Genomic DNA, 14,309 nt, shown 5'->3' with positions numbered 1-14,309 from the left:
TCGTCACGCTGAAAAATATTCGAGATTGAACATGAAAATCCTCGCGCTCGAACACGAACTTCCCAATGCCACCGCAGAGGGATTCCAGCAATATGCCAAAGACGAAGCGAGAAATGTTTGGGCGTTGGTTCAGGCTGGGGTGGTTCGAGAATCATACTTCCGCGCGGATCGAAGCGAGGCTGTTTTGGTGCTGGAATGTCAAACACTGGATGAGGCGCGGGAGGCGTTATCCACTCTGCCGTTCGTAAAAAATCAATTGATCACGTTCGAGTTGATTCCCTTGAAAGCTTATCCTGGTTTTGAGAGGTTGTTTGTATGAGACCGTTCGCACAAAAGGTAAAACGAATTATGTTGATCGTAGTTTCCATCCTATCTATTGGCATCCTTATTCTATTGGGCATTCTGTTGGCAATGAGTCCTGGCAAGCCTGAGCCTTTTCTCGATGAAAATGGAAAGCCTTTGGCGGGCAGTATTTCGGAAAAAATATTTGTAGACATCAACGGCGTGGAGCAGGGGATGTTCATCAAAGGTAAGGATATAAACAATCCCATTTTGCTATATCTTCATGGCGGGATGCCCGATTATTTTCTGACACAAAAATATCCTACGGGACTTGAAGACTATTTCACCGTCGTATGGTGGGAACAGCGCGGCTCGGGACTTTCTTACAGCCCTGACCTCCCCAAAGAGACGATGAACGTGGAACAGATGGTATCCGACACCATCGAATTGACGAATTACCTGCGTCAGCGTTTCGGCGTGGAGAAGATCTACCTGATGGGACATTCAGGCGGAACCTTCACTGGTATTCAGGCAGCGGCACGCGCGCCCGAGTTGTATTATGCCTATATCGGTGTGGCTCAGATGTCGTATCAACTTAAGTCAGAACAACTGGCATATGAATATATGCTTCAGCAATTCAAGGAGAACGGCGACACAAACATGGTGCAAAAACTGGAAGCAGCGCCCGTTACCATGACAGGCGGCGTGCCAGACTCTTACAACCTCATACGTGACATTGCAATGCACAAGCTTGGCATTGGCACGATGCATGACATGCGGTCGGTCGTCACGGGAATCCTGTTGCCATCTTTCCAGTTTCGAGAATATACCCTTGGAGAAAAACTTAATTTGTGGCGCGCCAAATCCCAATCGGGCATCAGCACCCTGTGGAGCGATATGATGGTCGTGGATTTGAATCAGGAAGTGACCAAACTTGACCTGCCCATTTATTTCTTTGAAGGCAGATACGATTACACCGTCAATTACGCGCTGGCAAAGGATTATTTTGAGAAGCTCAACGCACCAGTAAAAGGATTTTATACATTTGAGAATTCTGCTCACAGCCCGATGTTCGAAGAGCCTGAAAAAATGAAGAAGATTTTATTGGAGGATGTGTTGGCAGGGACGAATAATCTTGCTGATGGAAAATAATTACCTGTCAATTTGTTCACCCTATCCAAACGGACAGTGAAAACTCCCCCAGCGACGGGGGAGTTTTTTATCCCTGGCGGCTATGATCGGCTAAAAAGGAAAAGTAAAATGAAAAAAATCTTCTTATTTCTCTCTCTATTCGTCATCGTGACTCTGGCATGTGACGTGTCAGTGAATATCGCACCCACCAGCGCAGTTCCCACCATTGCGGAAACTCCCGTTCTGATCGAACCTCCCACAACTACGCCTGAGGTCTTCATCTCATTGACACAGGCGATCCCCGCGACTGCGGTTCCTAGTGTGACGTCGATTGTCCAACCATCGCCCGTAACAAATACACTCGTAACGTTTGGGCGGCTGACTCTTGAAATTCCATCGAGCGTTGCCAGCGGCGCAAGCGGTAAGGAATATCCACGCAACGACTCGGAAGATGCTCCCTACTGGGATAAGACTCCAGGTCACTTGCAAGTCTCGTTGAATGACTATTACGTCCTGCAAGGGAAATTCCACCAGCCGCAGATCTACGTGTACCCCGCGATGCCTTATGTTGAGTTGGTTCCCGCCGCGTTCGAGAGTATGCACCGTTTACGCAATGTGATGAATCCCGTCGCGCCGATCACCGCTGATCAACTTCCTGCGGTTCCGTTTTTCAATGCCGCGCAGGTCTTTGCCTCGAACATTCAGGCGGTCTCTTTCCAGAATGGGAGCGGTATACGCTTCCTGACCGAATATGCCCAATATTATGCGCCTGTCAACAACCATGAACTGGTCTATCACTTTCAGGGATTCACCAATGACGGTGAGTATTACATCATTGCCATCCTCCCGATCACGGCTCCCGTGTTGGCAGAGACCAGTGATGCTGGAGAAGTTATCCCCGCTGGAGGAATCACGTATCCTGACATCAACGATTCCAATGCCGATTTTCAAGGATACTATGCTTCAATCACTGACCTGTTGAGTGCCACGTCACCAGAAGCATTCACTCCCTCGATCAGCCAGTTGGATGCATTGATACAGTCCATGCAGGTTGCTCCGTAAACTACCTGTCCACTCGGATAGTAAAAACTTCTCTTTTGACAGGGGAGTTTTTACTGTGGGAAAGATAAGATACGAGTAACCTCATCTGCAAAAGGAAAACAAGTATATGGAAAAGCAAAATCAATTTAATTGGAAAGTATTCATGGCGCTGTGGGGCGCGTCCATCTTTGGCACGCTCGCGGTGTTGCCATACGCGTTGACGCTTCAAGCGTCAACGCTCGAAAAAATTACAACGGCAGTTCCTTTGAGCGTTATTATCATGGCGCAAGTTATACAAAGCGTTGTCCTGTTTGGCATTGCAACGTCACTAGGATTGTTGCTGGCAAAAAGGATTGGTTTGGGCGCGCCGCTGTTGGAGCGCTTCTTCGCGGGGCAAAAGATGGCAGACCACATCAAGCCGTTTCTCCTGCCTGTAATTCTCTTTGGCTCAGTCGGCGGGTTGATCATCATCGGCTTGGATAAATTTGTGTTTATGCCCGCGCTCGCCACAGAGCTCGTGCAGGAAGGCGGAAGTCAAACCGCGCCCTGGCAGGGTTTTCTGGCTTCGTTTTATGGCGGCATTAGCGAAGAAGTTTTACTGCGCCTGTTTCTGATGTCTCTGCTGGCTTGGCTGGGTAAATTTATCAGCCACACCGCTGATGGCAAACCAACGACTGGCGTGTTGTGGATTGCGAATATCCTCGCGGCGATTTTGTTTGGGCTGGGACATTTACCCGCCACCGCCGCCATAATGACCATCACGCCGCTGGTCGTCGTCCGCGCGCTGGTGTTGAACGGCTTCCTCGGAATCGGTTTCGGCTATTTCTATTCCAAATATGGACTGGAATCCGCCATGCTGTCCCACTTCTCCGCCGATATTATTCTGCACGTGGTGTTCTCGATCTAGCGATCTGCTTTGGAAAATGGACTATCCACTCGGATAGTCCCAAACTCCCCCAGTGATGGGGGAGTTTTTATTTCGATATGAGTAAGATGAAGACAATCAAAAAGGAGAAAAAAACATGTCCATTAAACCCATTCTCAAAATCATTCTTCAAGGGCTTGGCGCAATGCTGGCGTTTGTATTTAGTCTGGTCATTGCTAATATGCTTTCCCCGCTTTCGCCAGAGATTATGGCGGCAAGCACTACTGCCAGTGGATTTCTTTCCACACCGATGGCGTTCCTATTCAATGCCGTCATCAATGCTATGATCCTGGTCTGGGCGGCGCGCCGTTCCAGTTTTCGCGGGCTGATAATGGTTGGGCAGTTATTCGTTCTGTCATTCGGCGCACAGGTCTTCATGACCCAGATCGAGACGGGATATTTCATGTCCGCCTTTCCGCTTCTACACAACAACTTCCAAATCTATAATTTGGTTTTTCGCGGCTTGATCACATCCGTGTTACTCTCCGTGCTGGTGACATGGATTGTCGGTGGCTTTTCTAAAAAGACGCGGCCCGAATCGAACTTCACTGTCACAACAGACAATGCTGTCAAGCAAGGCGCATGGTTGTCAGTTGTGTATATTATTCTTTATATGTTGGCTGGTTATTTTATTGCTTGGCAAGTGAAAGAATTGCGCCTGTTCTATGGTGGTCCCGCTGAACTGAACGGCTTTTTCGAGCAATGGGGATTGACTGCGATGGCAAAGCCTGAGTTCCCCGCCTTTCAATATTTCCGCGGCACTTTGTGGATGTTGTGCCTGGTACCGCTGTTCATGGGTTTCTCCGGCAAACGGGTCGAATTGATCGTCCTTTCCGCTCTTGCTCTCGCTCTCTTGCCAACAGCTCAATTGGCATTTGCCAACCCGCTCATGCCCGCCGCTGTCAGCCTGGGTCATTTCTGGGAGGTCTCAATCTCGACTGGGATTTTTGGTGCGCTGTGCGCATGGTTTGTGCCCGCCAAGACCAACCCCACCTAACCCTATCCACTTGGACAGTCACAAACTCCCCCAGCGACGGGGGAGTTTTTATATTGGTGAACGTAAGATGAAAATATCTTAAACAGGAGAAAATAACATGAACAAAGTCTGGTACGTTTATCTTGGGTGGGTTGTTGCTGCTGGTGTTTTGGGTTTTGCCATTTCGATGATTTTTTCAGGGATATTAAGTCTGCCGCGCAATCTATACCTAATCCCATATGTTGGGTTATCTGGTTTGTTCTTTTATGCCTACATTCGCTGGAGCGGAACTTCCATCAGCGAAATAATTCGGCATAACTGGGTTTGGGGCTTGGTCGGTGCGGTCTTGTTGACTCTATTCACCGTCAAAAATGTTCTTTCACAACCAGTCTCTCCAAGGTCGGAAGGTTTTGTGTTGGCTTTTGATTTGTTATGGTCGGGCGTTGTGTATGGGTTGATGGACGCATTGTTGCTTACTGTCCTTCCTGTGCTTGCCATCTGGCAGGCATTTACCCTGTTGGAGTGGACTGGAAACTGGCAGGGCAAGATTCTCGTTGGAATAATTGCCGTACTCGCCAGCGTGTTAGTGACGGCAGCCTATCACCTTGGCTATCCCGAATATCGCGGCACAGGTTTGTTTGGTCCTGTGATTGGAAATACTGCCATGACGCTGGGCTATTTGATTACCAATAATCCATTGGCAGCGATCTTTAGCCACATCGCAATGCATATCGCTGCCGTCCTGCATGGGCCAGCTTCGGTTATACAACTTCCGCCGCATTGATCGACAGGATAATCTCATGTCAAAAAAATTATTGTCCATTTTTGCAATATACTGGCGTCCCAACAAAGACCTGATAGCTGTTGTGCTCTCATGGGTTTTAGTGGTGACAGCCCTTTATACTGCGACCTTCATCGTTGGTTCTACAGTAGCTGGTGGGATGGCGTACTTCGGTTTATACGCCGTGTTGGGCGCAACACTATTTGGTGTAGGTATACCGCTATATTGGACTGTTGTAATAAGGAAGCGGCCGGTTTCTGACTTGGGTCTTACGCGAGAGCGTCTCGGTGTGAGTATTACCCTTCAATTAATTTTTGCCGTACTTCAATTTTCTGGCGCCTACCGTGGATTGAAGATACCCACATTGGAAAGTCTTCTTCCTTTGGTCGCTCTTTCCTTAGCCATCGGTCTCTTTGAAGCTATTTTTTGGCGCGGGTGGGTCTTGCTGCGTTTGGAAGAAGCCTTTGGCTTCCTTCCCGCGCTGATTTTGGGCTCCGCACTGTATGCGGCATATCACATTGGCTATGGAATGCCCGCCAGTGAGATGGTATTTCTGTTCTTCATCGGCGTGATGTATGCCATCGCGTTTCGGATCACGAAAAACGTATTCATGCTTTGGCCCGTTTTTCAGCCAATGGGACAACTCGTCACCCTGATAAAGGATGGGTTGTCACTGCCCTTGCTTGCCGGGCTGGGCTTCATCGAAGTATTGATCTTAATGTGGTTCTTGATTTGGCTTGCGGCGCGTTACCAGAAAAAGCACAATCAAAATGTGAAGGAAATATAACCTGTCCAATCGGACAGTCACAAACTCCCCCAGCGACGGGGGAGTTTGTTGTTCCCTGTCGCTATCATATGCTTGAAAATACAAATCAAAGGAGTCAAACATGAATCTCAAAACTTGGGCATCCCGTCATCCCATTCTCACCTACATCATCCTGACGATGGTCTGGTCGTTTGGCATCTGGTCGTTTTTATTCCTGTATATCAAACCCGGCGAATTGATGAAGTCCGCTCCGCCAATTTCATTCCTCTTTGTTGTGCTGGGTGGGTTTGGACCTTCGCTCAGCGGCCTGTTTACCACATGGCTGGTCTACGGACGTGAAGGACTGCAAGCTTTGTGGGACAGGGTGCGCATCGGACGTGTGGGAAGCTGGTGGCTCGCTCTGTTGGTTATCCCTGCTGTGACAGCGTTGACTCCACTCCTTCGTTGGCTGGCAGGCTACCCCGTCGATACTGAAGCGATGGTGAACCTGCTTGGTCCCGGCATCGCCCTGGGACTCGTCGCCGGGCTGATGGAAGAATTCGGTTGGCGCGGCTTTCTGCTGCCACATCTGCTCAAACGTTACTCTCCGACAGTTGCGACCCTGTTGTTGGGTTTAATCTGGGGCGGATTGTGGCACGGTTACGCGGACTACTTCGCGCTTGGCGGCAGAGGCTTTGACTCTCTGGTGTTGATCACTTTGCTTGGTCCTGTCCTGTTGACTGCCTGGTCATTCATCATCACCTGGGTCTATGAACGAACACAGGGCAGCCTGTTGCTCGCTTACTTCATGCACGCCAGTATTTCGTCCAGCGCGTTGATCTTCGGGCAAACATATTCAACAGCCGCCGAAGAAATTACTTGGACGGCGATCAGCACCGGGCTGGCCATCCTTGCGGCGGTTTTCATCTGGCTATTCATTCGCCGCTCCGGTTCACAGACATCGTAAAAACCAGAAGGCCACCGATGAAAAAGTGACTCTTTTGGTAGAACTATCTGTAATCATCAAGGAACTTCAATTGACTCTCAATCAAAAATATCCACCCTCCAAGCCGTGTGGATGTAAGATCTGCCTGGCTTACTGTGCCCGCCCTGGCTGGTGGACGGTTGAAGAAGCATCCCGCGCAATGGAGGCGGGGTATGGGAATCGCATGATGCTGGAGATTGCTCCTGAATTGACCTTTGGTGTATTGTCGCCAGCGTTCAAGGGATGTGAAAAGTTTTATGCAACAGAACAATTCGCAAGGAACGGCTGTACCTTTCTGAAAGAGGATCGTTGCGAACTATATGGCACAGGTCATCAGCCATTGGAATGTCGCTTTTGCCATCATGAGCGGCGCGGACTCGGGCTCAAGTGTCACGCCGCTCTCGAAAAGGATTGGAAGACACCTGATGGGCAGGTGTTGGTGGAAAGATGGATCAGGCAGGTTGGATTGCGAGACCGTCTATTCATGCTTTCAATCATGACCACTCATTGATTACAGAGTATCGCATAATTTGGTAAACAGAAAATTTGATTTTCCTTCGCAATTTTCGATGAAAAGTTTACTTAATTATGAGACAAGCGATAGATAGGAGAGACAAAATGATAGAAACTCAACTCACGTTCGATGACATTATTCAAATGACCATGCAGGTTGGGGAGGATTGGGCGGTCGCCCATGCGAAACGCTTGATCGAACTCGTCAAACAGATCAGCACAGACATCCCTTACGATGCGCACATCATGGAGTTGGCAACGTACATGCACGATTGGGGTGCGTTTCCAAAATACATGCAAAAGGATGTGGAACATGCGGTTCGTTCCCGACAGGTGGTTGAATCTGACATTTTGCCTCGTCTGCCCCTGACAGCGGATCAAAAGGAAATCCTGCTCGAGACGATTGAATTGCATGATTATCGCGACATGCGCCCGACGAAATCGAATGAAGCGTTGTTATTGCGTGAAGCAGACATGCTTGAGTTTCTCGGCATGATGGGCATGGCGCGTGACTTTGCGCGAGGTCCCAATAATGTGGAGACCTGTTATAAATGCATCCTTTCACGACGAAATGATATACAAGGTCGCTTTACCATTCCGCGTGCGCAAGAGATCGCAAAGCTGCGGTTGGAAAGAATGGAAATCAGTTTGGGGTGGCTGGTGGAGGAAAGTTTTGGGGCGATGTAAATAGACACCTCCCGAAGGTTAGCGGCTCAGCGTTCCCTCACGTCTTCTCTGGTTAACAGAGACTCAGGTCTGTTCGGTTAAGAAAGAGGCGGGTTATATCGTCAAATAAACAGCAACAGCCGAGAGATCCATCAATGCATGGAGGATCATTAAGTAGGGGCAAAAGTGTCGGGCGGAGTTTGATGACAAGACCTACAAAGAGAGCGAAAGGTAGATACATTCCCAAACGCCATAGTATGAAACGACCGTCGAGGATAAGCGGCAGGAACATATGCTGAGCGCCGAGAAAGAAGGACGCGATAAGCCATGCGAGCCAGCCATTCTTAAGGCGTGCTTCGAGACGCGGCATGACATAACCAAAATAGGTGGGTAATTCCGCGAAGGCAATGGTGAGTGGGAAGAGAAAGCTCAATATAAATGCCCAGGTTGGTAGCGGACGAAACATCATGGTGGTAGGTATCATGGCGTCACCAAAAAACGCGGCGGCTAGTGCGGTCATTGGCAAGGCTCCAATGGGCAGCCCGATGAGGCTTGTGCCGAAGAACCAAGCGAGGTCTTTTTTCCATGTCTCACGTGAAAAGTGTATAACATCGAAATAACCTTTTCCTTCCGCATTGTAAAGACGCACGAGCAAATAGATGGATACGAAGTTGGTGAGGAATGCTGTGAATGTCCACCAGCGGGCGGATTCGTTCCACGCGGAAGTAGTACCTGTTGCGAAGAGAATCAGCGCGATCAAGGCTTGAAAGAGGATGAATAGCACGGAACGCGAGATGAGCATGAGCCAGGGACGGAAGCTTGCCTTGGCGTTTGAGATCGGGATCGAACTGGGTTGGGTGGTGATTTGCATGGGTTTTCCTTTCCTATTTATGCTTTTATTGTATAGTATCCAAACAAAAGACTCCCCTGTTATTGAGGGAGTCTACACTATCCACTTGGACAGTATGTCCGATCGGATGTGTACATAATTTCGAGAAAGACGAGCATTATTTACACGTCCTTTTATGCTCCCATCATGATCGCCATCGTTCCAGGCTCCACGAGTTGACGGTAGTACTCATTCATCTTTTCAGCAGGGATGGGGTAGTGGTTATCAATCCACCAGGTCATTAAGGCGATAAATGCACTGGCGACGTAATGCGCCAGAAGTTCAGGCGGGATATTTTTGTTTCTCTTTGGCAGGCTCATTTTCAAATGATCGAGCAGGTATCCATATAGGAATTTTTGAATGTGTGTCAATGTGATATAGCCGCCCTTTGTTTTTGCACCTGCTGGAACATGGCAAGACTCAACGCCCAAGGACTTTCGATATCAAAGGTTGTTCCCGATAAGAAATCCTCGAACTGCACGCGCAGGGGTTCAAAGCCGCTGAGGAGGAGTTGATCCAGACTTTCAAAGTGTGCATAGAACGTGGAGCGTCCCACATTGGCACGGTCTATTACATCCTGCACTGTAACCTTTTCATATCCCTTTTCCACTATCAATTCACTCAAGGCTGTTTGCAGTGACTGTCGTGTCCGCTGGATGCGGCGGTCTTCGGGTTTGACTTTTTTTGGCATGGTAATTTCCTTTTCACCACTAAGTACACGAAGTACACAAAGGGGAAAGGCTTTATACCCTTTCGGTTTTATTCCTTCGTGACCGTTGTGCCCTTTGTGTTTAAAAAATCCTGAACAAATCGCTCCTCAATGTTCAATAACGTACGGATTTCAACACATTGGTTGTTGACATCTTTTTGCTACATCTGTATAACCGAACATGGTGTTCAGAAACATATATAGTGTACATCAAATTCTTTTAGAAGAAAAGGAGAAAATCAAAAATGGTAACAAGTTTAGCAAGTAAAAATCAAGTGATGGTTCAGCCGCTCGTGGAGAATCATCTCATCGAGTTGAGAAAAGTCTCCAAGGCATATAACGTCGCCGCAGGGAAGTTCCTGGCACTCAAGGAAGTGGACATGCAAGCCGACGCGGGCGAGTTTGTTGCGGTGGTTGGCAAATCGGGGAGCGGGAAGTCCACGCTTATCAACATGATCACGGGCATTGACACGCCGACTTCGGGCGAAGTGTTCGTGGCTGGGACGGCTGTCCATGCGATGGATCAGGAGCAGTTGGCAGTCTGGCGTGGACGCAACGTGGGCGTTGTCTTCCAGTTCTTTCAACTGCTTCCCACGTTGACCGTTGCGGAGAACATCATCCTGCCGATGGATTTTTGCAATACGTTCCCAGTCAACGAGCGACGGGAACGTGCGATCTCTCTGCTGGAGAAGGTTGGTATTGCCGAACAAGCCGATAAACTTCCCGCAGACCTCTCAGGTGGACAGCAACAACGTGCCGCCATTGCCCGTTCGCTTGCGAATGACCCACCGTTGATCGTGGCAGATGAGCCGACAGGCAATCTCGATTCAGCCACGTCTGATGCGGTCATGCAGTTGTTTGCGAATCTCGCCGCAGAAGGCAAGACCGTGTTGATGGTGACTCACGAACGTGACCTCACGCAATACTTCACACGTTCCATTGCATTGGCAGATGGTTCAATTGTGAACGGACGGGAAAAATGAACAGTCCACGTTGGAAGAAGTTGTTGCGTGATCTACAGTCCGCACAGGGACGCATGGCGATGATGGTCATTGCCATTGCAGTCAGCATTTTTAGTGTGGGCACATTTCTGAGCGCTTATACCATTGCGAGACGTGAGATGAGCCGCAATTATCTCGGCACGAATCCCGCTTCGGCATTCATCGAGTTGGATCGAGTGGACGATGCTCTTGTAAAAGCCGTCAGCGAAAGAGAAGGTATTTCGGAAGCCGAAGCAACTTCATGGGTCGGAGGGAGAGCCGAGATCGGTCCCAATGAATGGATGCCTGTGTTGCTGTTCGTCGTCCCAGATTTTGAAACGTCACATGTCAGCACGGTCGCTCCTGATGCGGGCGCGTATCCTCCGTCGGAACAAACGATTCTTGTCGAGCGTGAAGTCCTGCCGATGTTGGATTTGAACATCGGTGATGCGATCACAATTCAAACGCCGAACGGCACGAAGCAACAAATAAAAATTTCGTGGACGGTGCATGACCCTGCGCTTGCACCTGCATGGCAGGAACAAACGGTGTATGGATACATCACACCTGGGACGTTGGCGACGCTTGGCGAAGGCGAGACGTTGAATATTCTGAAGGTCATCGTGAGCGATGAGCCATATAACGTGACCGCTATCGAATCAACAGTGAGTAAGTTGGCTGCCTGGCTGAAGGCGCAGGGTTATGTTGTGCACGAGATTCGCATTCCGCCGCCAGGTAGGCATCCGCATCAAAGTCAGATGACCTCCGTGATCACATTGTTTCTTGTGTTCAGCTTTATGGCTTTGTTGTTGAGCGCCATTCTCAGCGCAACGATGATCAACGGTTTGCTGGCGCAACAGATCCGCCAGATCGGAATCATGAAAGCAATCGGCGCACGTACACGGCAGATCACAGGTTTATATCTTGTGTTGATCGTTTTGCTTGGCATGGCGGCGTCGCTGATCGGTGTGCCGTTGGGCATTGCGGCGGGACGTGGTTTCACGGGCGTGATCGCTCAACTTCTCAAGCTTGAAATTTATAGTGACGTCGTTCCGTCGTGGGTCTATCTTGTTTTGATTTTGATGTGCATTCTGATTCCATTGCTGGTTGCATTGGATCCCATCCTCAAGGCGACTCGCATCACGGTGCGGGGAGACTCTCAACGATTACGGCATCAGCCGTGATGCGCCCGCTTCAAGCCTACGGGACGGCTGGCTCAGCCGCATTCGGTTTTTTGACAACACCCTGATCCTTGCCCTGCGCAACACCTTCCGCCGCCGTGGACGATTGATCCTTACGTTGAGTCTTCTCTCCGCTGCTGGCGCCATGTTCATGACGGGCATCAACGTGCGAAGTGGATGGCAAGCCGCCCTCGATCAATCCGCCGCAGATCGTCACTATGATTTGGAGATTCGATTCAATTCGCCAGTGCCCACCGAACAAGTTGACTCATTGCTTGCGAACGTCTCTGGCGTGGAGAAAAGCGAAGCATGGAATCTGACTCCCGCCGCTTTGAATCGCCCCGATGCTTTGGAGATCGTGCGAACGTATCCCGATAACGAATGCTGTCCGCGTTGTGATGCGTGAACATGACAAAGAGTCATCGGCATCCATCACTCGTGACATTGAGCAGGCATTGGCGGTTGGGAATGTCAGCGTCAAGGTCGCGGTTTCAGAGGCGTTGTTGGGTGAAGCCATCAGCGGACACGTTTATATCTTCATCGTTGCCTTGATGATGATCTCAACCGTTATGGCTGTAGTTGGCGGGCTGGGACTCATGTCCAGCATGGGCACCAGCGTCATCGAGCGGACGCGTGAGTTTGGCGTTATGCGTGCCATCGGAGCCAAGTCAAAGACCATCCTACGAAACATCATCAGCGAGGGCGTCTTCATTGGCTTGATGAGTTGGGTAATTGCATTGCCGTTGTCCATTCCACTCTCGTTGGGAATCGGCTACTTGATCGGGATGATGTCCTTCCGCTCACCGTTGCCATTGATCGTCTCGCCAATGGGTCTTGTCATTTGGTTGTCTGTCATCGTCGTTGTGTTCGATTGCGGCAAGCGCTTATCCTGCCCAACAGGCGTCCCGTCTCACTGTGAGAGAGACGCTGGCGTATGTGTAATTACTAACCCGTCTTGGAGGAAGGAGCTGTTCATCAAGCTGGTTGCTGGAAGCAATGACGGAAATAAAAGAGGAGAATAAAAAATGGAACAAAAACTGATAACAAAAAGAAGACCGTGAAGATAGTGATTTGGGTAGTAGTCATTCTCGCCCTGATGGCGACCACGCATATCATCGTCAACAACGTAGACGGGTTGGAAGTCATCAGGCAACTGCATGGAGGATAGAAGTAAAAGACCTTCGCAGCGCGGGAGTCTTACCGTCCACTGGACAGGTGTTATTCGGCAAAGAATTCAAGAAGCTTTTGATCCACCTTTTCTGACCGCAACGGCGGTGATGTGGTGCGGCGGGAATCATTGACTTTCACGCTGGGGATCAAGTCCCGTGCTGATCGTGAATTGGAGGAATGGAGATCGTTATAGATCGACTTCCCTGTCTCCCCAAGATGGAAGCACTTTGTTGGTTTGGGCAATATCCTCTTTCGAGTACATTCGCGGGAATACCCGATTGATCAACCCGCCGTAACCATTGAGTTATAGGAACAGCGGCTCCCAAAGCGGATCGCGAGGAGACCCTTGTGCATCCAATCCACACCATGCATGACCCGCTTTACACCAGGTAATTTTTGGGGAAGAATCCGTACATATTGCTTTGGGTATGTACATGGGTGTAGAACGGTCGCCTTGTGGATTGTCGCGGGTATCCGATCAACACAAGTTTTCATCCGTTCTGGAAGTTTCACGGCGTAGTAGGCGCCTGTGAAACCGCCAGAATTGCCAGCCAGGTAATATGTGTCGATGCCCAAGCGTCGATCACTTCTGTGAACCAGTTTAGGAAATCATCCAACGATTGACGGGCTTGACGTTTGGCCTCTTTTCCCTTCGCCAATTACATCCATAGCGTAAACTCGATACGATCGGCCTTAAAACTTCGACGTTCCGATGGGCCGTGAAGCGGCACCTGCCAGTAACGCATGGAGAAGGACAACAGGCGGCGCGTCTCCCGGTCCGCTGGCGATGACGGGTCTCACCGGAAACTGGTTGGGATGACTCTCCCTTTTGTAGGGGGTAGTCCATTTATCCATGATGGCTTCATATAGCACAATTCACTCTTCGCCTTCGTGGATGTGAACATTGGAATAAACGTGATATGTGAAACTCCTTTATAACAATCCATAATGACGTGGAAGATAACATCCGCCCAAAAGCGGGACCTCGCCGCGGCGACCAACCATCTTTCATGTAACGCCCGCCTACGAGGAGTCCGACGATTCCGTTGAGGATGAAGACCCCCGCCAATAGTACAGGATCCCGTCCGGCGAAGGAGGAAGCGCCCGTCAGGAGGAAGAGAGGTGCCGGGATGCCCAGCGCCAATTGTGTAAGCGCGGCGATGATGTTGGCGATCCATAGAGCGGCGTGGTACGTCCGTTGAAGCTGGGGATGCCCATGCTTGCGGTGAGTTCATCTATGAAGAAGGCATAGGTTGCAAACGCACAAAGTGCATATCCTGCGAGCAAAATCAGAAACATGGTGAGTTGTTTGCGATTCATTTTTTCTCCTTGCTG

At 49.7% G+C, this 14,309-nt stretch carries 20 protein-coding genes; 14 read left to right on the top strand and 6 right to left on the bottom strand.

Annotation, left to right across the window (positions count from 1 at the left end; genetic code table 11):
• The first annotated feature begins 31 nt into the window (after window positions 1-31).
• From IPI86_RS00510 to IPI86_RS00465, 10 genes are all read left to right on the top strand, one after another.
• Window positions 32-319 (top strand): superoxide dismutase, encoded by a 288-nt coding sequence (locus tag IPI86_RS00510; protein ID WP_345296016.1) that lies wholly within the window; start codon window positions 32-34, stop codon window positions 317-319.
• Window positions 320-348: 29 nt separating this feature from the next.
• Window positions 349-1,434 carry an alpha/beta hydrolase gene (locus IPI86_RS00505; protein ID WP_345296015.1) on the top strand — a complete coding sequence of 362 codons (1,086 nt, stop codon included), beginning with the start codon at window positions 349-351 and terminating at the stop codon, window positions 1,432-1,434.
• 108 nt (window positions 1,435-1,542) lie between these two features.
• Window positions 1,543-2,475, top strand: coding sequence for a hypothetical protein (locus tag IPI86_RS00500; RefSeq protein WP_345296014.1), 933 nt, complete (start codon window positions 1,543-1,545; stop codon window positions 2,473-2,475).
• Between the two features lie 106 nt (window positions 2,476-2,581).
• Window positions 2,582-3,361: a CPBP family glutamic-type intramembrane protease gene (locus IPI86_RS00495; RefSeq protein ID WP_345296013.1), complete on the top strand. Its 780-nt coding sequence runs from the start codon at window positions 2,582-2,584 to the stop codon at window positions 3,359-3,361.
• 115 nt (window positions 3,362-3,476) lie between these two features.
• Entirely contained in the window at window positions 3,477-4,376 is a 900-nt protein-coding gene (locus IPI86_RS00490) for a hypothetical protein (protein WP_345296012.1), read from the top strand.
• A gap of 97 nt (window positions 4,377-4,473) precedes the next feature.
• Window positions 4,474-5,139 carry a hypothetical protein gene (locus IPI86_RS00485; RefSeq protein WP_345296011.1) on the top strand — a complete coding sequence of 222 codons (666 nt, stop codon included), beginning with the start codon at window positions 4,474-4,476 and terminating at the stop codon, window positions 5,137-5,139.
• Window positions 5,140-5,155: 16 nt separating this feature from the next.
• Window positions 5,156-5,923 (top strand): type II CAAX endopeptidase family protein, encoded by a 768-nt coding sequence (locus tag IPI86_RS00480; protein WP_345296010.1) that lies wholly within the window; start codon window positions 5,156-5,158, stop codon window positions 5,921-5,923.
• A 100-nt stretch (window positions 5,924-6,023) separates the two neighbouring features.
• A complete protein-coding gene (locus IPI86_RS00475) occupies window positions 6,024-6,848 on the top strand; it encodes a CPBP family glutamic-type intramembrane protease (protein ID WP_345296009.1) in 825 nt (274 codons plus the stop codon).
• Window positions 6,849-6,882: 34 nt separating this feature from the next.
• Window positions 6,883-7,377, top strand: coding sequence for a hypothetical protein (locus IPI86_RS00470; RefSeq protein WP_345296008.1), 495 nt, complete (start codon window positions 6,883-6,885; stop codon window positions 7,375-7,377).
• 107 nt (window positions 7,378-7,484) lie between these two features.
• Window positions 7,485-8,066: a hypothetical protein gene (locus tag IPI86_RS00465; protein WP_345296007.1), complete on the top strand. Its 582-nt coding sequence runs from the start codon at window positions 7,485-7,487 to the stop codon at window positions 8,064-8,066.
• Between the two features lie 52 nt (window positions 8,067-8,118).
• On the opposite strand, the gene IPI86_RS00460 is transcribed toward IPI86_RS00465, so the two are convergent.
• The 3 genes from IPI86_RS00460 to IPI86_RS00450 all read right to left on the bottom strand — a co-directional run bounded on the left by IPI86_RS00460 (window position 8,119) and on the right by IPI86_RS00450 (window position 9,625).
• Window positions 8,119-8,916: a hypothetical protein gene (locus IPI86_RS00460; RefSeq protein WP_345296006.1), complete on the bottom strand. Its 798-nt coding sequence runs from the start codon at window positions 8,914-8,916 to the stop codon at window positions 8,119-8,121.
• 152 nt (window positions 8,917-9,068) lie between these two features.
• Complete coding sequence (locus IPI86_RS00455) at window positions 9,069-9,305, bottom strand: TetR-like C-terminal domain-containing protein (RefSeq protein WP_345296005.1); 237 nt, start codon at window positions 9,303-9,305, stop codon at window positions 9,069-9,071.
• Entirely contained in the window at window positions 9,302-9,625 is a 324-nt protein-coding gene (locus IPI86_RS00450; RefSeq protein ID WP_345296004.1) for a TetR/AcrR family transcriptional regulator, read from the bottom strand. Before IPI86_RS00450 ends, IPI86_RS00455 begins: the two co-directional genes overlap by 4 nt.
• A 263-nt stretch (window positions 9,626-9,888) precedes the next feature.
• Between IPI86_RS00450 and IPI86_RS00445 the strand changes: the two genes are divergently transcribed.
• From IPI86_RS00445 to IPI86_RS00430, 4 genes are read left to right on the top strand one after another with little or no spacing between them, the layout of a single operon-like run.
• Window positions 9,889-10,626: an ABC transporter ATP-binding protein gene (locus IPI86_RS00445; RefSeq protein WP_345296003.1), complete on the top strand. Its 738-nt coding sequence runs from the start codon at window positions 9,889-9,891 to the stop codon at window positions 10,624-10,626.
• Window positions 10,623-11,807, top strand: a complete 1,185-nt coding sequence (locus IPI86_RS00440; RefSeq protein ID WP_345296002.1) for an ABC transporter permease — start codon at window positions 10,623-10,625, stop codon at window positions 11,805-11,807. Before IPI86_RS00445 ends, IPI86_RS00440 begins: the two co-directional genes overlap by 4 nt.
• Window positions 11,731-12,210, top strand: coding sequence for a hypothetical protein (locus IPI86_RS00435; protein WP_345296001.1), 480 nt, complete (start codon window positions 11,731-11,733; stop codon window positions 12,208-12,210). The genes IPI86_RS00440 and IPI86_RS00435 overlap by 77 nt, the downstream gene beginning before the upstream one ends.
• A complete protein-coding gene (locus tag IPI86_RS00430; RefSeq protein ID WP_345296000.1) occupies window positions 12,203-12,826 on the top strand; it encodes an ABC transporter permease in 624 nt (207 codons plus the stop codon). Before IPI86_RS00435 ends, IPI86_RS00430 begins: the two co-directional genes overlap by 8 nt.
• A gap of 657 nt (window positions 12,827-13,483) precedes the next feature.
• Here IPI86_RS00430 and IPI86_RS00425 read toward each other — a convergent pair.
• From IPI86_RS00425 to IPI86_RS00415, 3 genes are all read right to left on the bottom strand, one after another.
• Window positions 13,484-13,633 (bottom strand): hypothetical protein, encoded by a 150-nt coding sequence (locus tag IPI86_RS00425; RefSeq protein WP_345295999.1) that lies wholly within the window; start codon window positions 13,631-13,633, stop codon window positions 13,484-13,486.
• 34 nt (window positions 13,634-13,667) lie between these two features.
• Window positions 13,668-13,829: a hypothetical protein gene (locus IPI86_RS00420; RefSeq protein ID WP_345295998.1), complete on the bottom strand. Its 162-nt coding sequence runs from the start codon at window positions 13,827-13,829 to the stop codon at window positions 13,668-13,670.
• 252 nt (window positions 13,830-14,081) lie between these two features.
• The gene (locus tag IPI86_RS00415; RefSeq protein WP_345295997.1) at window positions 14,082-14,294 is read right to left on the bottom strand and encodes a hypothetical protein; all 213 of its coding nucleotides are present in this window, start codon (window positions 14,292-14,294) and stop codon (window positions 14,082-14,084) included.
• Window positions 14,295-14,309 lie beyond the last annotated feature (15 nt).

Origin of the sequence: Candidatus Villigracilis affinis, assembly GCF_016705895.1 — a bacterium.
Classification (GTDB): domain Bacteria; phylum Chloroflexota; class Anaerolineae; order Anaerolineales; family Villigracilaceae; genus Villigracilis; species Villigracilis affinis.
This window is presented reverse-complemented; position numbering and strand designations above follow the sequence as displayed.